Genomic DNA, 19,494 nt, shown 5'->3' on the forward strand with positions numbered 1-19,494 from the left:
TATAAGAATATAAGGTTTGTCCCAATTCTTTAAGGGCTTTTAAAAAGCTTTTTATTTATGAGGGGAAAGCTTCACTTTAATAAGGGAGTTAGTGATATGGAAGTAACAAAAAAACAAGGGCTGTATAATCGTCTTATACGATTAAACCCACCACAAATATTAGCGTTAGGTTTTTTCTGCTTAATTGTGGTTGGCGGTTTGTTATTAAAGTTACCATTCGCAACGAAAGCACAAATTAGTTGGGTAGATGCTTTCTTTACAGCAACGTCAGCAGCGACCGTAACTGGTTTGGGAGTAGTGGATACAGCAAGTACATTTACGATGTTTGGCGAAATTGTTATTATGTTTTTAATTCAAACAGGTGGTCTAGGTCTTATGACAATTGCCATTTTAATTGTTTGGGTATTAGGCAAAAAAATCGGATTACGCCATCGTTTATTAATTGGAGAAGCGTTTAATCAAACAAATATAGGTGGTCTTGTAAAATTAGTAAAGCGTGTCTTTATATTTTCGATTTGTATTGAGCTTATTGGGGTCATCTTTTTATCGTTTCGCTTTATTCCAGAGTTTGGTTTTGGAAAAGGTTTATACTATAGTATTTTTCATGTAATTGCATCTTATAATAATGCAGGCTTTGCTTTATGGCCAGATAATTTAACAAGATATGTAGGAGATCCCATTATTAATATTGGGATTTGCTCTTTAATTGTAATAGGTGGACTCGGTTTTACCGTATTAATTGATATATGGTATAGTCGCAGTTTTCGAAAATTATCACTTCACTCAAAAATAATGATTATTGGAACAGTAGTGCTAAATGTTATAGCAATGATTGTAATTTTTGTATTGGAATATAATAATGTGAAGACGTTAGGGAATTTATCTTTAAATGAAAAACTATGGGCTTCCTTCTTTCAAGGTATTACCCCGCGGACAGCTGGATTTAATACGGTTGACTATGGAGGTATGGAAGAATCATCTATATTATTTACGATGATTTTAATGTTTATTGGTGCAGGAAGTGTATCAACAGGTGGAGGAATTAAATTAACAACGTTTGTTATCTTAATTACATCTGTCCTTTCTTTCTTTAGAAAAAAGGAGGAAATTGTTTTATTTCAGCGTACAATTAAAATGTCGACAGTAACGAGGGCCTTAGCGATTGCTGTTGCCAGTCAAATACTTATTTTTGCAGCGGTATTTATATTAATGCTTACAGAAAACTTCAGCTTTATTCAATTATTATTTGAGACAATATCAGCGTTTGGTACAGTCGGATTAACGATGGGAATTACTGCAAAGCTATCGGCATTCGGAAAATGTATTATTATGTTTGTTATGTTCTGCGGATTAATTGGACCATTAACACTTGTGTTCTCTTTAGCGCGACCAGCAAAACAAAAAATAAAATATCCATCGGAAGATGTGTTTACAGGATAAGGTATCCCGCGTTAAGCGAGATACCTTTTTCTTTTTTAGAAAAGGGAGAACAATAAACCAATAAGTGCTACTCGGAATAAAATTGCGATAAGTGCAGCAATCCCACCGACAACTGCAGCGATACCGCCAGTTACAGTAGCTCCGCGATTATAAGCGTAAATACCGAGTAAAACAGAAACAAGACCAAATAGTGTTGGGAATGTAAATAGCGATAAGATAGATAGCGCAAGAGCGATAAAACCAGCAGTTGATCCAGCAGCGGACGATTTTACAACATCTTTATCGTCTTTATCATCGTAATCATAATCAATGCGTTGTGGTGCAACCTCAGCGGCATACTCTTCTTTATAGTCACTATAATCACTATCTATTCTATCTCTTCTTTTATAATCATCAAATTTCTCAGTCAAAGTCATGGCTCCTTTCATAACAAGGTTCAATAGTAGTATGTATCTCTTTTTCTTTTTTATCCCGCATTAACGGGCAGTAATATCTATTAAAAGGAGGAAAATGTTTTCTTGAAATAGGAAAAGTTAGTATGACTTCCTCTATTTTGGAAATTATAAAAAGGAATAATGAGGAAAGGGTGCAATACATAATGGAACATCCAATTGAAAATTTAATGAAAACGGCAATGACAAATTTAAAAGAGATGGTAGATGTAAATACAATTGTTGGGAGCCCGGTTTCAACAGCTGACGGAAATGTTGTATTAACAGTATCTCAAGTGGCTTTTGGTTTTGGAGCTGGTGGAAGTGATTTTAAAGGGGGTTTCATTACTGAAAAACATAACGGTGGGCAAAATCAGCATAAAGAGAACAAGCAAGGGCATCCATTTGGAGGAGGAAGCGGGGCTGGGGTTTCTATTAGTCCAGTAGCTTTTTTAGTAGTTGGTTCTAATGGGGTGCAAGTATTACATCTCAACAGCAGTACACATTTAATTGAAAAGGCTTTAAACACTGTACCAAGCACTGTAGATAAATTTGTGAATGGTCGTCAAAAGTGAACTTGCATTTTTTAGGAATTATGATATATTAGAAAAAGTGCGCTTTAGGATGATCGGAATAATTGAAATGTAAATATATATGATGTGTGGAATAAGGGAGAGGAATTTATGATTAATATCAAAAACTTAGTAGTTGGCTTATTTATGTTAGTAAGCGGCTTTGTTGTATATGTAATAAAAGAAAAAGCTCCATTCTAAAACAGACAAACCGTTAATGTCTGTTTTTAATTTGCGGAAAAATATTGACAAGCTATTGTATTGGTGTTATAATTTTAATTCGTGTCTCGGTTACAGCTAGTGTAAAGTAAATATCTCTTATGAATGCAATACGAAAAGTTTGCGAAAGATCGGGTAATTTTATCAACAACTTTTGTGAACAAACCCTATAAATTGTATTTGTAAGCTATATATGTATACTAGTGAATCAAGGAGCGGTCAGTGGAACCGTAATGATGAGAGAGAGGTAGGGCTTTCATCCAGTATATGTTACTTTCCCGTTAGGTGAATATAAAAAAGAGGACTCCTTTTAAAAGGAGTCCTCTTTCATTTTTTAAGTGCGACTTTCAACTTGTTGACAAATTTCATCCGTTGTTAAACCGTGAGCTGTAATGACTGATCCTTTAATTGATGCATCTGCAATGCCCATCACATTAGAATCTTGCCCAGTTACAACGCAACAATCACACCCTTGTGCATCCTGTTCTGAGTTAAGTGTAACAACTTCATGACCTTGTTGCTGAAGAGCTTGTTGAACGTCTGTTAATGAGTTTTCAACGCCAATTCTAGCCATAATTCTCACCTCCTACCATCTAATTGCTAGTATGCTCAAGTTCACTGCATTTATGAAAAGACGGTAGGAAGTAAATCTTTGTTTAGTCGTTATATACGCCAGTAAGCATTTGACTAACGAATTGATCGTTTAATGTATCTTGGGCAGAAGAAGTATTTGAATGGATGTCGATTGAAGCAATAAAATGATTATGTTCTTGCGTATTTGGTTCTACCTCTACGTAATTATCGAATTTACAAAAACCTTTCGTATCCATTAGATCAAATAATTGCAGCATTTCTACTACCTCTTGTCTCGTTCCTTTAATTTGTACACACGCCATATTTATTTCCTCCTTCATTTTGACAAATTGTTTTTTAAAAATAGGATTATGATTACGAAATGAAAAATATGAATGTTATTTTTAGACAGCGCTATTTTTGTTATTTCCCCCCTTTTTCAGCAAAAGTCGTTATATATTCCCGGATTTATAAAATCGGACGTCCGTTTATTGAATACAATAGATTCGTATCAATTGATGAAAATCCTTCTTTTAAACAAATATTTTTTTAGTGGAAATTGGCGAAAAAAATTTTTTGACTTTTTGTAAACGTTAACAATGTTGTTAAATCAATATAAGTAAAGAAGTACGTACGATTAAAAATTATAAATTTTCTAAAAATTAACTTGATTTATTTAGAAAGGAGAGTAAACTAGGAAACAATAAAAAATTCATAGAACATAGGAGGCGCTTCTAGTGAATGAGCAATGGATTTTCTTAAATGGAGAATTTGTTCCAAAAGATGAGGCAAAAGTTTCAGTATATGATCATGGCTATTTATATGGCGATGGAGTGTTTGAAGGAATTAGAGTTTATAGCGGTAATGTTTTCCGTTTGAGAGAGCATCTTGTCCGGTTGTATGAATCAGCAAAATCAATCCTTTTAGAAATTCCATATTCATTAGATGAAGTAACAAATATTGTTGTTGAGACGATTCGACAAAATAAATTATCTAATGGATACATTCGCCTTGTTGTATCAAGAGGAGCAGGAAATCTTGGATTGGATCCCGATTCATGTAAGAAGCCGAATGTAGTAGTAATTGCAGAACAATTATCTTTATTCCCACAAGAATATTATGAGAAAGGGATTCCAGTTGTAACAGTTGCAACGCGCCGAAATCGTCCCGATGTTTTATCCCCTCAAGTAAAATCTTTAAATTACTTAAACAATATTTTAGTTCGTATTGAAGCGAAATTAGCTGGAGTACAAGAAGCACTTATGTTAAATGATCAAGGATATGTAGCTGAAGGCTCAGGAGATAACGTGTTTATTGTTAAAGGAAATAAATTAATTACACCACCAAGTTCTGCTGGAGCGTTAGAAGGTATTACACGAAACGCCATTTTAGAAATCGGCGAAAAACTTGGATATGACGTAAGAGAAGAGTTATTTACAAGACATGATGTATATGTAGCTGATGAAGTGTTTTTAACAGGAACAGCTGCTGAAGTTATTGCTGTTACGACAGTAGATGGTAGAACGATTGGCTTAGGGCAAACAGGTCCACATACGAACCGTTTATTAGAAGAGTTTCGTAAGTTAGTTGTAGAAGATGGAGAGAAAATTTACGAAGAAAATAAAGTTGGATAACAACTTTTTTAACATAAGAAAGCGTTGATAGGGAGGAGTAGTTGATTGTGAAGCCTCACAGAGAGTCGGTGGTTGCTGAAAACCGATGGTTCACGTCGACGAACATCGCCCTTGAGTGCTAAGCTAAAGCATTTGTCTAGGCTTAGACGGTAGCTCCGTTATTAGCTAGATCCATTTATGGATCACTGAGGCAAGAGTATTCTTGCAAAGAAGGGTGGTACCGCGAAATCTTTCGTCCCTTCAGCACATAGCTGGAGTGTGGACGTAGGATTTTTTTATTGTATAAAAGTTTGAAAAAGGGGGCTTATAAGAACAATGTCTTCAAAAACGGAAGAGAAACTGGCAACTGGTGCACAGCTATTGTTAGAAGCGCTAGAAAAGGAAGGCGTAAAAGTGATTTTCGGTTATCCGGGTGGTGCCGTTTTACCTCTCTATGATGCACTGTATGATTGTGAAATTCCGCATATTTTAACAAGGCATGAGCAAGGGGCAATTCACGCTGCTGAAGGGTATGCCAGAATTACAGGGAACCCAGGGGTTGTAATTGCAACGAGTGGACCAGGTGCTACAAATGTAATTACGGGTCTAGCGGATGCGATGATTGATTCATTGCCACTTGTTGTATTTACAGGCCAAGTAGCAACAACGTTAATTGGGAGCGATGCTTTTCAAGAGGCGGATATTATGGGACTTACGATGCCAGTGACAAAACATAACTATCAAGTGCGAAAGGCCTCAGATTTACCTCGAATTATTAAAGAAGCATTTCATATTGCTAAAACAGGAAGACCAGGACCAGTCGTTATTGACCTTCCGAAAGATATGGTAGTCGAGAAAGGTGAGCGATGTAGCAATGTACAAATGGATTTACCAGGATATAACCCTAATTATGAACCGAATCTACTTCAAATAAACAAATTACTACAAGCAATTGAAACCGCAAAAAAACCGTTAATTTTAGCTGGAGCAGGTATACTGCATGCGAAAGCTTCGAAAGAATTGACAAGTTTTGCCCGTAAATATGAAATCCCTGTTGTGCATACGTTACTTGGACTTGGTGGTTTTCCGCCAGATGATGGGCTATTTCTAGGGATGGGGGGAATGCACGGTTCTTACACAGCCAATATGGCGTTATATGAATGCGACTTACTCATTAATATAGGTGCGAGATTTGACGATCGTCTTACTGGGAATTTAGCTTTTTTTGCTAAAGGGGCGACTGTTGCACATATCGATATTGATCCAGCAGAAATCGGGAAAAATGTGCCAACAGAGATTCCTATTGTTGCAAGTGCTAAGCGGGCGTTAGAAGTATTGCTTCAATCAGAAGGAAAGAAAGAAAATCATCATGAATGGCTCTCTTTATTAAAGAGTAGAAAAGAAAAGTACCCATTCTTTTATAAACGAAATTCTGAAAGTATTAAACCTCAATATGCGATTGATATGCTATATGAAATCACGAAAGGAGAAGCGATTGTAACAACAGACGTTGGGCAACATCAAATGTGGGCAGCACAATACTATCCGTTGAAAAATCCAGATAAATGGGTAACTTCTGGCGGATTAGGAACGATGGGGTTCGGATTTCCAGCAGCAATCGGTGCGCAAATTGCAAAGCCTGAAGAATTAGTTATTGCAATTGTTGGTGATGCTGGGTTTCAAATGACTCTGCAAGAATTAAGTGTATTAAAAGAACACGCTTTACCCGTTAAAGTATTTATTTTAAATAATGAAGCTTTAGGAATGGTAAGACAATGGCAAGATGAATTTTACAATCAAAGATATTCACATTCTTTATTGCCATGCCAACCAGATTTCGTCGCTCTTGCGAATGCGTATGGTATAAAAGGTGTTCGTATTGACGATCCACTTCTTGCAAAGAAGCAAATCCAGCATGCGATCGAATTACAAGAGCCAGTCGTAATCGATTGTCGTGTACTTCAATCAGAGAAGGTTATGCCGATGGTTGCACCAGGAAAAGGTGTTCACCAAATGGAGGGAGTGGAAAAAGGGTGAAGAGAATTGTTACAGCGACAGTTCGAAATCAAAGTGGTGTGTTAAACAGAATTACAGGGGTTATGACACGAAGACATTTTAATATTGAAAGTATTTCAGTAGGTCATACAGAATCATCAGATATATCGCGAATGACGATTGTTGTACACGTTGAAAGTGAACAGCAAGTTGAGCAGTTAATTAAACAACTTCATAAGCAAATCGATGTTCTGAAAGTATCAGATATTACAGAAGAAGCAATGATTGCTAGAGAGCTTGCTCTTATTAAAGTAGCAACTTCTGTAGCGAGGGCAGAATTATATAGTTTAATTGAACCATTTCGAGCCGCTGTAATAGATGTTGGGAAGGATTCCATAGTTGTGCAAGTAACAGGTACGCAAGATAAAGTAGAAGCGTTAATTGAATTACTTCGTCCATACGGTTTAAAAGAAATTGCTAGAACAGGTGTAACAGCATTTACACGTAGTATGAAAAAACAAGATAAGCAAGTTATGTTAATTCAATAATCATTTAAATATAGGGGGAAATGAAAATGGCAAAAGTTTATTATGAGAAAGATGTAACAGTAAATGTATTAAAGGAAAAGAAAGTAGCAATCATCGGATATGGCTCGCAAGGTCATGCGCATGCGCAAAATTTACGTGATAACGGATTTGATGTAGTAGTAGGTTTAAGAAAAGGTAAGTCTTGGGATAAAGCGAATGAAGATGGGTTTTCTGTATATACAGTAGCAGAAGCAGCGGAAAAAGCTGATGTAGTAATGATTCTATTACCTGATGAATTACAACCAGAAGTATATGAAGCTGAAATTGCACCAAATTTACAGGCTGGAAACTCTCTCGTGTTCGCACATGGATTTAATGTTCACTTTGATCAAGTAAAACCACCAGCTAATGTAGATGTATTTCTAGTAGCGCCAAAAGGACCGGGGCATCTCGTACGCCGTACGTTCGCCGAGGGAGGGGCTGTTCCTGCATTATTTGCAGTATATCAAGATGCAACAGGAGTTGCGACTGAAAAAGCACTTTCTTATGCTGACGGAATTGGAGCAACGAGAGCTGGTGTATTAGAAACGACGTTTAAAGAAGAAACAGAAACAGATTTATTTGGAGAGCAAGCTGTACTCTGCGGCGGAGTAACTGCACTTGTAAAAGCAGGATTTGAAACGTTAGTTGATGCGGGATACCAGCCTGAACTTGCATATTTTGAATGTTTACATGAACTGAAGCTAATCGTTGACCTTATGTATGAAGGTGGACTTGAAAATATGAGATATTCAGTTTCAGATACAGCGCAGTGGGGAGACTTCGTATCAGGACCACGCGTTGTTACTGAAGATACGAAGAAAGCGATGGGGGCAGTATTAGCAGAAATTCAAGATGGTACATTTGCAAGAGGCTGGATTGCAGAGCATAAAGCAGGAAGACCAAATTTCCACGCGACAAATGAGAAAGAGAATGAACATGAAATCGAAGTAGTAGGACGTAAATTACGTGAAATGATGCCTTTCGTACAGCCGCGAGTAAAGGTAGGGATTAAATAATATGAAGCAGATTTTGTTCATGGATACAACGCTTCGTGATGGCGAACAATCACCAGGAGTAAATTTAAATGAACAAGAGAAGTTACAAATTGCTAGGCAATTAGAGAGGCTTGGTATTCATGTAATGGAAGCTGGATTCGCGGCAGCTTCCGAAGGTGACTTCCAATCGGTAAAACGCATCGCGAATACAATTCAAAATGCTACGGTTATGAGTTTAGCTAGAGCGAAAGAAAGTGACATTCGAAGAGCATATGAAGCTGTGAAAGGTGCTGTATCTCCTCGTCTACACGTATTTCTAGCTACGAGTGATATTCATATGAAATATAAACTTTGTATGTCAAAAGAAGATGTGTTAAATAGTATTCATCGTTCGGTTACGCTTGGAAAATCATTATTTCCGACAGTACAATTTTCTGCAGAAGATGCGACAAGAACATCGAGAGCATTTTTAGCTGAAGCAGTAGAAACTGCGATTCGCGCAGGAGCGAATGTAATTAATATTCCGGATACAGTTGGATATACGAATCCGGAAGAATATTATTCTCTTTTTAAATACTTACAAGAATCCGTTCCATCATATGAAAAAGCGATTTTTTCTTGTCATTGTCACGACGATCTTGGTATGGCAGTAGCAAATTCGTTAGCTGCGGTTGAAGGCGGAGCATTGCAAGTAGAAGGAACGATTAATGGCATTGGAGAAAGAGCAGGGAATGCAGCGTTAGAAGAAGTTGCGGTTGCTCTTCATATTAGAAAAGATTTTTATAAAGCAGAACCTTCGATGACTTTAAAAGAGATTAAGGCAACGAGTACATTAGTAAGCAGGTTAACGGGTATGGTTGTACCGAAAAATAAAGCAATCGTTGGAGCGAATGCATTTGCTCATGAATCAGGCATCCACCAAGATGGGGTTCTAAAAGAAGTAACAACTTATGAAATTATCGAACCAGCGCTTATAGGAGAATCTCAAAATCTCTTTGTACTTGGGAAACATTCTGGCCGTCATGCGTTTACGGAAAAAATGAAAGAGCTTGGTTATGAATTTACAAATGAAGAGCGAGATGCGGCATTCGAAGCATTTAAAAAATTGGCTGATCGTAAAAAGGAAATTACTGAAGAAGATTTACGCGCACTTATGCTTGGTGAAGCAGCATTTGCAGCTCAGCAATATAACATTACGCAATTACAAGTGCATTTCGTATCAAATAGTACACAATGCGCAACAGTTGTGCTGAAGGATGAGGAAGGAAATGTATATGAAGATGCAGCCACTGGTTCTGGTAGTATTGAAGCGATATACAATGCGATTCAAAGAATTTTAGAATTAGAATGTGAATTGGCAGATTATCGCATACAATCTATTACACAAGGTCAAGATGCACTTGCTCACGTTCATGTTGAATTAAAAGAAGGTAGTCACCAAATATCAGGTTTCGGAGTTGCGCAAGACGTATTGGAAGCGTCGGCGAGAGCTTATGTCCATGCAGCAGGGAAATTAAAATCTCTTATAGCGCTTGTGAAATAAATATTTGATAGGTGAGAGAAGCTTTCCTCACCTATCAAATTAAAGTTCTGAAAATTCAGTTAAAAGGAGTGTTAAAAATGGAAAAACGTATCGTTTGTTTAGCTGGTGATGGTGTTGGTCCAGAAGTAATGGAAAGTGCGAAGGAAGTATTGCATATGGTAAAAAGGCTATATGGACATCATTTTCATTTGCAAGATGAGTACTTTGGTGGTGTTGCTATCGATTTAACTGGGCAACCATTACCACAGCGAACACTTGCCGCCTGTTTAGCGAGTGATGCGGTTTTACTTGGAGCAGTAGGTGGACCAAGGTGGGATAGTGCGAAAGAAAGGCCTGAGAAAGGATTATTAGCATTAAGAAAAGGACTCGGTGTATTTGCGAATGTTCGCCCTGTAACGGTAGAAAGTGCAACTGCACATTTATCACCATTAAAAAACGCTGATGAAATTGATTTCGTTGTCGTTCGTGAATTAACAGGCGGAATTTATTTTTCTTATCCGAAAGAGCGAACGGAAGAAGTGGCGACAGATACACTTACGTATCATCGCCATGAAATTGAACGTATCGTTTCGTATGCTTTTCAATTAGCGAATAAGCGGAAGAAAAAAGTAACATCTATTGATAAAGCGAATGTTTTAGAGTCTAGTAAATTATGGAGAACTGTGACAGAAGAAGTAGCACTTCGCTACCCAAATGTGGAAGTAGAACACATTTTAGTAGATGCAGCAGCTATGGAATTAATTCGGAATCCAGGAAGATTTGACGTTATTGTAACGGAAAATTTATTTGGTGATATTTTAAGTGATGAGGCTTCAGTATTAGCTGGATCATTAGGAATGCTTCCATCAGCAAGTCACGCTGAAAAGGGGCCTTCATTATACGAGCCTATTCACGGATCAGCACCGGATATTGCGGGGAAAAATAAGGCGAATCCAATTGCGATGATGCGTTCTGTTGCAATGATGCTTGGGCAATCGTTCGGATTAACGAGAGAAGGATATGCAATTGAAGAAGCAGTTTCTGCAGTCCTTAAATCAGGAAAATGTACAGCAGATATCGGGGGGACTGAAACGACAACTTCATTTACAAAGGCAGTTATTCAAGAAATGGAAGAGCAAGCGTTAGTAGGGAGAGGAAGATAATGGGGAAAAGGTTACTAGATAAGCTTTGGGAAAGACATGTAGTTGCGACTAATGAAAATGGATTGGATTTATTATATATCGATCTACATCTTGTTCATGAAGTAACGTCACCGCAAGCCTTTGAAGGCTTGCGGCTTACAAATCGAACAGTCCGCAGACCAGATTTAACATTTGCAACGATGGATCATAATATTCCAACGAAAGATGTTTGGAATATTACCGACCGCATTGCGAAGCAGCAACTAGATACACTTCGGGAAAACTGTAAACAATTTCAGGTGCCATTAGCGGATATCGGAGATGAAGAGCAAGGGATCGTTCATGTAATAGGACCAGAACTTGGACTCACACAGCCAGGAAAAACGATTGTTTGTGGTGATAGTCATACAGCAACACACGGTGCTTTTGGCGCACTAGCGTTTGGTATTGGTACGAGTGAAGTGGAACATGTATTGGCGACGCAAACGTTATGGCAACGAAAGCCGAAAGCAATGGGCATTGAGTTAAAAGGAAAGTTACCGCAAGGTGTTTATGCGAAAGATATTATTTTACACCTTCTTTCAAAGTACGGAGTAGCAGTTGGAACAGGTTACGTAATGGAATTTTACGGAGAGGCCATTCATGCTATGGATATGGAAGAGAGGATGACGCTTTGCAATATGGCAATTGAAGGGGGAGCAAAGGCTGGCATTATTGCACCAGATGAAAAAACGGTTGCTTACGTAAAAGGGCGTAAATATGCACCGAAAGACTATGAATCTATTAAGAAAAAATGGTCAGAACTTTATACAGATTTAGATGCAGTTTATGATTTACATATTCTAGTAGATGTTACGGATTTAGCACCGTACGTTACGTGGGGAACAAATCCTAGTATGGGTGTTCGGATCGATGAGAAATTGCCAGAAAAGCATGATGCAAATGACGAAAGAGCGTTTTCTTATATGGGATTGAGTCCCGGACAAAGTACGTATGAAATTCCAGTTCAACATGTTTTCATTGGATCTTGTACAAATTCCAGGCTTTCTGACTTAGAAATTGCTGCATCTGTCGTGAAAGGTAAAAAAGTAAAAGAAGGTGTGCGAGCACTTGTTGTACCTGGATCTCAAAGGGTAAGAGAAGCAGCGATGCATAAAGGATTACATCGCATATTTGAAGAAGCTGGATTTGAATGGAGAGAGCCCGGATGCTCAATGTGTCTAGGTATGAATCCAGATCAAGTGCCTGAAGGGGAACATTGTGCCTCTACGTCAAATCGCAATTTTGAAGGAAGACAAGGAAAGGGAGCACGAACGCATTTAGTTAGCCCTGCAATGGCGGCAGCGGCTGCGTTATATGGTCATTTTGTTGATATTAGAAAGGAGAGTTATGATGGAGCCATTTCGTATTCATAAAGGTACTGCCGCAGTACTGATGAATGATAACATTGATACAGATCAAATTATTCCGAAGCAATATTTAAAGAGAATTGAAAGAACTGGGTTTGGGAAGTTTTTATTTGATGAGTGGCGATATGATAATAATCGCCAAGAAAACCCTAATTTCCCGCTTAATGCACAAGAAAGAAAAGGAGCCAGTATATTAATCACAGGCGATAATTTTGGATGTGGCTCGTCAAGAGAACATGCTCCATGGGCACTTGCTGATTATGGTTTCCGCGTTATTATCGCTGGAGGATTTGCCGATATCTTTTATATGAATTGTATGAAAAATGGCATGTTACCGATTGTAATGGATAAAGATATGCGTGAACAACTTGCTAAAACAGATGCGAGAGAACAAATCATAGTTGATTTAGAAAATGAAATAATGACAACGAATACGCATAGATTCCATTTTACAATCGAGAAAATGTGGAAAGAGAAGTTATTAAATGGTTTAGATGAAATTAGTATTACAATGCAATATGAACAAGAAATAAAAGAGTATGAAAGAAAAGTGGCTTTACATTAAAGAAAGTGACGGAATATTAAAAATGTATTTACATTCAAAATTAACTGTTATATACTATGTGAAAATCAGAGGAGAAAGGGAGTAAGTATTATGAATAAAATAAAATCTATTACAATGCTTACACAACTACATCATCATACATGAAACCCTTGAACCTAGCGTGAAAACGTGTAGGTACAAGGGTTATTCCCGTTGTACCTACACTCTACTGAAGAGCCTTGTAGGTATTTTGTCTACAAGGCTCTTTTTATTTTCGGCTTAGGGGAATGAAATAGGCATACATTAGAAGGGGAAAGGTGTGAAAATTTAGATGACAAAATGGAAACGGGCGAACCCGAATGGAACGAGAGATTATTTATTCGAAGAATGTACGTTAATTGAAGAAGTAGAACAAAAATTAAGGCTTACTTTTTTAGAGAGAGGTTATGAAGAAATAAGAACACCTACAATTGAATTTTATGACGTTTTTGCATTTCAAAATAGACCGATAGATGAAGAGAAGATGTATAAATTTTTTGATGAAAAGGGAAGGATTATCGTTTTACGTCCAGATATGACAATTCCTTTAGCGAGAGTTATTGGAACACAGAGATGGGATACGCCACTTAAAGTGACGTATAGCGGGAATGTATTTCGAGCGAATGAATCCCATTCTGGAAAATATAATGAAATCGTACAAAGTGGTATTGAAGTTATCGGGATTGATAATGTAAGAGCTGAAATTGAATGTGTAATAAGTGTCATTCAAGCACTTCAAAAGTTGAAGGTGCAATCTTTTACAATTGAGATTGGGCAAGTACAGTTATATAAATGTATTGTAAAAAAACTCTCCATCCATGATGAAGAAGAAAGGGTACTTAGAACGTATATAGAAAGTAAAAATTATGCAGCCCTCTCAAATTTTATCGGAGAAAAGAAATTAAATCGATGCGATGAGACAGTAAGGTTACTTGAGAAATTGCCAAGGCTATTTGGAAATTTAGAAGTTATTGAGGAAGCAGAAAAGCTTGCTTCAAGTAATGAAATGAAAATGGCAATTGCAAGAATAAAAGAAATGTATGAAACAATTGAAACGTTAGGATATGGTTCTTACATATCAATTGATTTGGGCATGATTCAACACTTAGATTACTATACGGGTGTTATTTTCAAAGGATATATATATGAAATTGGAGAAGAAATCGTTAGTGGCGGAAGATACGATGAGCTAATTGGCAATTTTGGAGAAATGCTGCCAGCTGTTGGACTCGCGGTACAAGTAAATCAAATTGTGAAGGCGCTGCAAGAGCAGCAAGAACCATATGAACGAAATCAAATTGATATTGTGATTCATTATGAGTTAAATAGATTAGCGGAAGCAGAAAGGCTACGAAATTTACTTCGAAAGGATGGGAAAAATGCTTGGTTATCTCTATTCTCTAATTTAAGCGATACCTTTCAATTCGCAAGAAAAAATAAAATAGGAACGGTCGTTGAGGCAAAGAATGAATACTTAGTGGAATATGTATGGAATGAGAAATGGGTAGTCCAGAAAGAAGGAGAGGCTTCATGCGTAACATTCAAATTGCGTTAACGAAAGGAAGATTAGAAAAACATGTCATTCCACTTTTTGAGCAGATTGGAATTGATTGTTCCGAGCTCAAAAATAAAGGTCGAAAGCTTGTATTTCAAAGTAAAAATACAAATGTTTCATTTATTTTAGTAAAAGCGGTTGATGTTGCTACTTATGTAGAACATGGGGTAGCTGATATTGGCATCGTTGGAAAAGATATTTTAATGGAAAACGAGAAAGATATTTATGAAATGCTGGATTTAGGAGTGGGGATTTGTAAGTTTTGTGTTGCTTCTATTCCTACGTATAATCCGAAGAGTTACCGGAAGAAAAGAATTGCTACGAAATACCCGCATATTACTTCTACTTATTTTCATGATAAGGGAGAGGATGTAGAAATTATTAAAATAGAAGGTTCTGTAGAAATCGCTCCTCTTCTTGGATTGGCAGATGCGATTGTAGATATTGTTGAAACAGGAAAAACATTACAAGAGAATGGACTTATTGTATTTGAGGAAATGTACTTTATATCGGCTCGGATGATTGTAAATAAGGCAGCCTTAAAAACTAAAAAAGACGAAATATTCAGTATTATAAATATGATGGAGCAAGAAATCTTATCAGGGAAATAGGAGGACTTAAAATGAAAATCATTTATGAAGACTTTAAGGAGGCATTATCTAAAGTAAAAGTGCTAAGAGAAAACGCTAATATAATAGAAGAAACTGTTCAAAGAAGTGTAAGAGAAATCATTAGAAATGTAAGGGAAGGGAAAGACGAAGCTTTATCTTTCTATACAAAAAAGTTTGATGGTGTAGAGATGAAAGATTTTCGTGTAAGTGAAGAAGAAATACAGCAAGCGAGTATGTTTGTAACGAATTCATTTTTAGAAGCTTTAAAAGAGGCGAAGAAAAACATTGTTTCGTATCACGAAAAGCAAAAGAAGCACTCAATATTTGATTGTGAAAGTAAAGGCATAATTAGAGGGCAACTCATTCGGCCGTTAGAAAATGTAGGTGTATATGTACCGGGTGGGACAGCCTCATATCCTTCTTCAGTATTAATGAATGTATTGCCGGCGAAACTCGCAGGTGTGAAAAAGATTGTAATGGTAACACCGCCGAGGAAAGGAGGAATTGATCCGCATATATTAGCTGCTGCAAATCTTGCGGGAGTAGATGAAATTTATACGATAGGTGGCGCGCAAGCAATTGCTGCTTTAGCATACGGGACGGAATCGATTCCGAAAGTGGATAAAATAGTTGGACCGGGAAATTTGTATGTCGCTCTAGCGAAGCGAGAAGTATACGGAATAGTAAATATCGATATGATTGCTGGTCCATCAGAAATTGTAGTTGTCGCGGATGAAACAGGTAATGCAAAATATATCGCAGCGGATTTATTATCGCAAGCAGAGCATGATGAGAGAGCAACGGCAATTTGTATTACAACGAATATGGAACTAGCTAAAGAAGTAGAAAAAGAGATAGAAAGACAGTTAGAAATGTTACCAAGAAGTGAAATTGCACGTGAATCAATAAATAGAAATGGAGCCATCTTTATCGTTCCTTCTTTAGAGGAGGCACTAAAGTTATCAAATGAAATTGCTCCAGAACATTTAGAGTTACATATAAAAGAACCGATGAATGCTCTAGATTATGTGAAACATGCAGGTTCTATTTTCCTTGGGTCATATGCACCTGAACCGCTCGGGGATTATTTAGCGGGACCGAATCATGTATTACCAACGAGCGGAACGGCAAGATTTTTTTCTCCGTTATCAGTCGATGATTTCGTGAAAAAATCAAGTTTTATTTCTTATACGGAGGAAGCATTAAAAAATGTACAGCATCACATTGTAGAGCTTGCAAATAAAGAAGGGTTACATGCACATGCGAGAGCAATCCAAATAAGGTTTGAGGAGGAAAAATAATGCGTCAGTCCAGTCAAGTACGTGAGACGACAGAAACAAAAATTAAATTAAATTTGCAGCTTGATGAAAGTACAAATGTATCTATTCAAACAGGGGTTGGTTTTTTCGATCATATGCTTACTTTATTTGCTAGACATGGAAGATTTGGATTGCAAGTTGAAGCAGAAGGGGATGCATTTGTCGATGCACATCACACCGTTGAAGATGTTGGAATTGTACTCGGAAATTGCTTGAAAGAAGCATTGCAAAACAAAGAGGGAATTAATCGTTACGGTTCTGCGTATGTACCGATGGATGAATCTTTAGGATTTGTCGCAATTGATATAAGTGGACGCTCATATTGTGTATTTCAAGGGGAATTAACAAATCCGAAGCTTGGGGATTTTGATACAGAATTGACGGAAGAATTTTTTAGAGCAGTTGCACATGCTGCCAATATTACATTACATGCGCGCGTTCTATACGGAAGTAATACGCATCACAAAATTGAAGCAGTATTTAAAGCTTTTGGTAGAGCGCTTAGAGAAGCGGTCGAAAAAAATGCCAACATTACTGGTGTAAATTCAACGAAAGGGATGTTGTAATTGATTGCCATTATAGATTATGGAATGGGGAATATTCGCAGTGTAGAGCAAGCATTAAAATATATTGGGGCAGAGTACATTGTAACGAGTGATAAAGAAGAGATATTGAGAAGCGATGGCGTGATTTTACCGGGAGTAGGTGCATTTCCGAAAGCGATGGACGTATTAGAAGAAAGAGATTTAGTGTGTGTACTAAAAGAGGTTTGTGATATAGGAAAACCTCTCCTCGGTATATGTTTGGGCATGCAGCTTTTATTTGAACGAAGTGAGGAACTAAAAGATTGTAGCGGGTTAGGTTTACTACCAGGGGAAATTCGTAAGTTAAAAGTTTCGTATAAAATTCCTCATATGGGATGGAATGAATTAAGGAAGGAAAGAGAATTTCCGCTTTGGAATGGATTAGTGGATGGTTCTTTCGTTTATTATGTTCACTCATATTACGCGGATTGTCCAGATGAAATTGTATGCGGAGTAAGTGATTATGGAATGCAAGTACCAGGGTTTGTAGCGAAAGGAAATGTATTTGGTGCACAGTTTCATCCAGAAAAAAGTGGTGAAATTGGCATGCAAATATTAAAAAATTTTCAAGGGGTGGTAGAAGCATGGAAATCTTCCCAGCTATCGATTTAAAAGAAGGACGATGCGTTAGACTTTATCAAGGAGAGTTTAGTAAAGAAACGGTGATGAATGAAGATCCGGTAGCGCAGGCAATCATATTTGAAAAGCTTGGAGCGGAAATACTACACATTGTTGATTTAGACGGTGCAATTGCTGGCGAGTCGTTAAATTTGCCCGTCATTGAAAAAATCTGTAAGGCGGTACGTATTCCTGTGCAAGTGGGAGGAGGAATTCGTTCACTTGTAGCGGTGGAGAAGTTATTGTCAGTAGGTGTAGAAAAAGTGATTTTAGGAACAGCAGCTCTTTATGATAAGTCATTTTTAGAGGAAGCAGTTCGTCTATATAAAGAGAAAATCATTGTTGGAATTGATGCGAAAAATGGCTTCGTAGCAACGAGAGGTTGGCTTGATCTGTCTGAAATTTCTTATATTAGTTTAGCGAAACAAATGGAAAGTTTAGATGTTCAAATGATTGTGTTTACAGACATTTCGAAAGACGGGACGCTTGCAGGGCCAAATTTTGAACAATTGGCGTTACTTCAAAAAAGTGTGGGCATTCGTCTCATTGCCTCTGGAGGAGTGGCATCTATTCAAGATGTGAAAAAGTTAAATGATATGAATATATATGGTGTCATAATTGGAAAGGCGCTTTACGAGAAAACGATTGATTTAGAAGAAGTGTTACAGGTAACGAAGTTATGTTAGCGAAACGAATTATTCCATGTCTAGATGTGAAAGAAGGGCGAGTCGTAAAGGGTGTAAATTTTATAGGATTACAAGATGTCGGTGATCCGGTTGAAATAGCTGAAGCATATAACGTGGCAGGGGCAGATGAAATCGTATTTTTAGATATTACAGCGACTCATGAAGGAAGAAAAACGATTATAGATGTTGTAGAAAAAACAGCAGCTAAAGTATTTATTCCTCTTACGGTTGGCGGGGGGATTTCAAGTGTGAAAGATATGTACAATTTACTAAGAGCTGGAGCAGACAAAGTTTCAATAAACTCAGCGGCAGTGCGAAATCCGAAGCTAATCGAAGAGGGCGCAGAACACTTTGGATCACAATGTATTGTCGTGGCAATTGACGCTAGAAAAGTAGCAGAAGATAAATGGAACGTATACGTCAACGGCGGAAGAGTTGACACAGGAATGGATGCCATAGAATGGGCGAAGCGTGTTGTTAAGCTCGGGGCGGGTGAAATTTTGTTAACGAGTATGGATGCAGATGGAACGAAAAGTGGATATGATCTTCGTTTAACAGAAGAAATTTCAAAAAGTGTTTCCATTCCAGTCATCGCATCAGGAGGCTGTGGTCATACGGATCACATTATAGAAGTTTTTCAAAAGACAACAGTTGATGCAGCATTAGCGGCATCCATCTTTCATTATGGTGAGGCGACAGTGCAGAGTGTAAAGCGAAAATTAAGAGATGCAAATGTTGAGGTGCGGTTATGAAACCTAATTTTTCAAAAGGATTAATACCGGCAATTGTCATCGAAGAAGGTACGAAAGAAGTTTTAATGCTAGCTTATATGAATGAAGAAGCATATGAAAAAACGTTAGAGACGAAAAGAACATGGTTTTACTCTCGTTCGAGGCAGTCGTTATGGAATAAGGGAGAAACATCAGGGAATGTTCAATATGTGCAATCTCTATACTTAGATTGTGATCAAGATTCAATTGTTGTGAATGTGAAACAAGTAGGACCTGCTTGTCATACGGGGGAGAAGACATGTTTTCACTATCAAATTATATAGGGGG

General features: G+C 37.4%; 22 protein-coding genes and 1 other annotated feature. Of the genes, 19 read left to right on the top strand and 3 right to left on the bottom strand.

All coding sequences use genetic code 11. The annotated features are described in order from the left end of the window. Positions 1-96: 96 nt before the first annotated feature. Positions 97-1,440, top strand: a complete 1,344-nt coding sequence (locus ATL10_RS01030; RefSeq protein WP_090975918.1) for a TrkH family potassium uptake protein — start codon at positions 97-99, stop codon at positions 1,438-1,440. A gap of 35 nt (positions 1,441-1,475) precedes the next feature. On the opposite strand, the gene ATL10_RS01035 is transcribed toward ATL10_RS01030, so the two are convergent. Beyond that, positions 1,476-1,850, bottom strand: a complete 375-nt coding sequence (locus ATL10_RS01035; RefSeq protein ID WP_000136546.1) for a hypothetical protein — start codon at positions 1,848-1,850, stop codon at positions 1,476-1,478. A 128-nt stretch (positions 1,851-1,978) separates the two neighbouring features. On the opposite strand from ATL10_RS01035, the gene ytfJ reads away from it, so the two are divergent. Next, positions 1,979-2,446, top strand: coding sequence for a GerW family sporulation protein (gene ytfJ / locus ATL10_RS01040; RefSeq protein WP_090975920.1), 468 nt, complete (start codon positions 1,979-1,981; stop codon positions 2,444-2,446). A 108-nt stretch (positions 2,447-2,554) separates the two neighbouring features. Continuing rightward, a complete protein-coding gene (locus tag ATL10_RS01045) occupies positions 2,555-2,644 on the top strand; it encodes a hypothetical protein (protein WP_000608227.1) in 90 nt (29 codons plus the stop codon). 352 nt (positions 2,645-2,996) lie between these two features. Here ATL10_RS01045 and ATL10_RS01055 read toward each other — a convergent pair whose 3' ends face one another. After that, entirely contained in the window at positions 2,997-3,236 is a 240-nt protein-coding gene (locus ATL10_RS01055; protein ID WP_000101021.1) for a YkuS family protein, read from the bottom strand. An 82-nt stretch (positions 3,237-3,318) separates the two neighbouring features. Then, the gene (locus ATL10_RS01060) at positions 3,319-3,558 is read right to left on the bottom strand and encodes a DUF3911 family protein (RefSeq protein ID WP_000752514.1); all 240 of its coding nucleotides are present in this window, start codon (positions 3,556-3,558) and stop codon (positions 3,319-3,321) included. Between the two features lie 414 nt (positions 3,559-3,972). On the opposite strand from ATL10_RS01060, the gene ilvE reads away from it, so the two are divergent. The 16 genes from ilvE to hisI all read left to right on the top strand — a co-directional run bounded on the left by ilvE (position 3,973) and on the right by hisI (position 19,490). Continuing rightward, positions 3,973-4,869 carry a branched-chain-amino-acid transaminase gene (gene ilvE, locus ATL10_RS01070; RefSeq protein WP_001005486.1) on the top strand — a complete coding sequence of 299 codons (897 nt, stop codon included), beginning with the start codon at positions 3,973-3,975 and terminating at the stop codon, positions 4,867-4,869. Positions 4,870-4,884: 15 nt separating this feature from the next. Continuing rightward, positions 4,885-5,112: a binding site (T-box leader), on the top strand. A gap of 72 nt (positions 5,113-5,184) precedes the next feature. Next, a complete protein-coding gene (gene ilvB, locus ATL10_RS01075; RefSeq protein ID WP_090975924.1) occupies positions 5,185-6,885 on the top strand; it encodes an acetolactate synthase large subunit in 1,701 nt (566 codons plus the stop codon). After that, positions 6,882-7,391 (top strand): acetolactate synthase small subunit, encoded by a 510-nt coding sequence (ilvN, locus tag ATL10_RS01080; RefSeq protein ID WP_000822952.1) that lies wholly within the window; start codon positions 6,882-6,884, stop codon positions 7,389-7,391. Before ilvB ends, ilvN begins: the two co-directional genes overlap by 4 nt. 26 nt (positions 7,392-7,417) lie before the next feature. Then, positions 7,418-8,428, top strand: coding sequence for a ketol-acid reductoisomerase (ilvC, locus tag ATL10_RS01085; protein WP_001151740.1), 1,011 nt, complete (start codon positions 7,418-7,420; stop codon positions 8,426-8,428). 1 nt (position 8,429) lies between these two features. Further along, a complete protein-coding gene (gene leuA / locus ATL10_RS01090) occupies positions 8,430-9,950 on the top strand; it encodes a 2-isopropylmalate synthase (protein ID WP_090975926.1) in 1,521 nt (506 codons plus the stop codon). 77 nt (positions 9,951-10,027) lie between these two features. Then, the gene (gene leuB / locus ATL10_RS01095; protein WP_090975928.1) at positions 10,028-11,092 is read left to right on the top strand and encodes a 3-isopropylmalate dehydrogenase; all 1,065 of its coding nucleotides are present in this window, start codon (positions 10,028-10,030) and stop codon (positions 11,090-11,092) included. Beyond that, positions 11,092-12,486, top strand: coding sequence for a 3-isopropylmalate dehydratase large subunit (gene leuC / locus ATL10_RS01100; RefSeq protein ID WP_097924966.1), 1,395 nt, complete (start codon positions 11,092-11,094; stop codon positions 12,484-12,486). The genes leuB and leuC overlap by 1 nt, the downstream gene beginning before the upstream one ends. Then, positions 12,464-13,045 (top strand): 3-isopropylmalate dehydratase small subunit, encoded by a 582-nt coding sequence (gene leuD, locus ATL10_RS01105; RefSeq protein WP_000433186.1) that lies wholly within the window; start codon positions 12,464-12,466, stop codon positions 13,043-13,045. The genes leuC and leuD overlap by 23 nt, the downstream gene beginning before the upstream one ends. A gap of 310 nt (positions 13,046-13,355) precedes the next feature. After that, the gene (locus ATL10_RS01110) at positions 13,356-14,618 is read left to right on the top strand and encodes an ATP phosphoribosyltransferase regulatory subunit (protein ID WP_000170293.1); all 1,263 of its coding nucleotides are present in this window, start codon (positions 13,356-13,358) and stop codon (positions 14,616-14,618) included. Further along, the gene (hisG, locus tag ATL10_RS01115) at positions 14,594-15,229 is read left to right on the top strand and encodes an ATP phosphoribosyltransferase (RefSeq protein ID WP_001244493.1); all 636 of its coding nucleotides are present in this window, start codon (positions 14,594-14,596) and stop codon (positions 15,227-15,229) included. The genes ATL10_RS01110 and hisG overlap by 25 nt, the downstream gene beginning before the upstream one ends. A gap of 11 nt (positions 15,230-15,240) precedes the next feature. Then, positions 15,241-16,530: a histidinol dehydrogenase gene (hisD, locus tag ATL10_RS01120; RefSeq protein WP_000692518.1), complete on the top strand. Its 1,290-nt coding sequence runs from the start codon at positions 15,241-15,243 to the stop codon at positions 16,528-16,530. Beyond that, positions 16,530-17,114, top strand: coding sequence for an imidazoleglycerol-phosphate dehydratase HisB (gene hisB / locus ATL10_RS01125; protein WP_053564914.1), 585 nt, complete (start codon positions 16,530-16,532; stop codon positions 17,112-17,114). The genes hisD and hisB overlap by 1 nt, the downstream gene beginning before the upstream one ends. Beyond that, a complete protein-coding gene (gene hisH / locus ATL10_RS01130) occupies positions 17,115-17,744 on the top strand; it encodes an imidazole glycerol phosphate synthase subunit HisH (protein WP_053564913.1) in 630 nt (209 codons plus the stop codon). Next, positions 17,717-18,436 (top strand): 1-(5-phosphoribosyl)-5-[(5-phosphoribosylamino)methylideneamino]imidazole-4-carboxamide isomerase, encoded by a 720-nt coding sequence (gene hisA / locus ATL10_RS01135; protein WP_110496252.1) that lies wholly within the window; start codon positions 17,717-17,719, stop codon positions 18,434-18,436. The genes hisH and hisA overlap by 28 nt, the downstream gene beginning before the upstream one ends. Then, a complete protein-coding gene (gene hisF, locus ATL10_RS01140; RefSeq protein ID WP_023521478.1) occupies positions 18,430-19,188 on the top strand; it encodes an imidazoleglycerol phosphate synthase cyclase subunit in 759 nt (252 codons plus the stop codon). Before hisA ends, hisF begins: the two co-directional genes overlap by 7 nt. Then, a complete protein-coding gene (gene hisI, locus ATL10_RS01145; protein WP_000803964.1) occupies positions 19,185-19,490 on the top strand; it encodes a phosphoribosyl-AMP cyclohydrolase in 306 nt (101 codons plus the stop codon). The genes hisF and hisI overlap by 4 nt, the downstream gene beginning before the upstream one ends. Positions 19,491-19,494 lie beyond the last annotated feature (4 nt).

The sequence above is a fragment of the Bacillus sp. 196mf genome (assembly GCF_003217275.1).
GTDB lineage: Bacteria > Bacillota > Bacilli > Bacillales > Bacillaceae_G > Bacillus_A > Bacillus_A thuringiensis_S.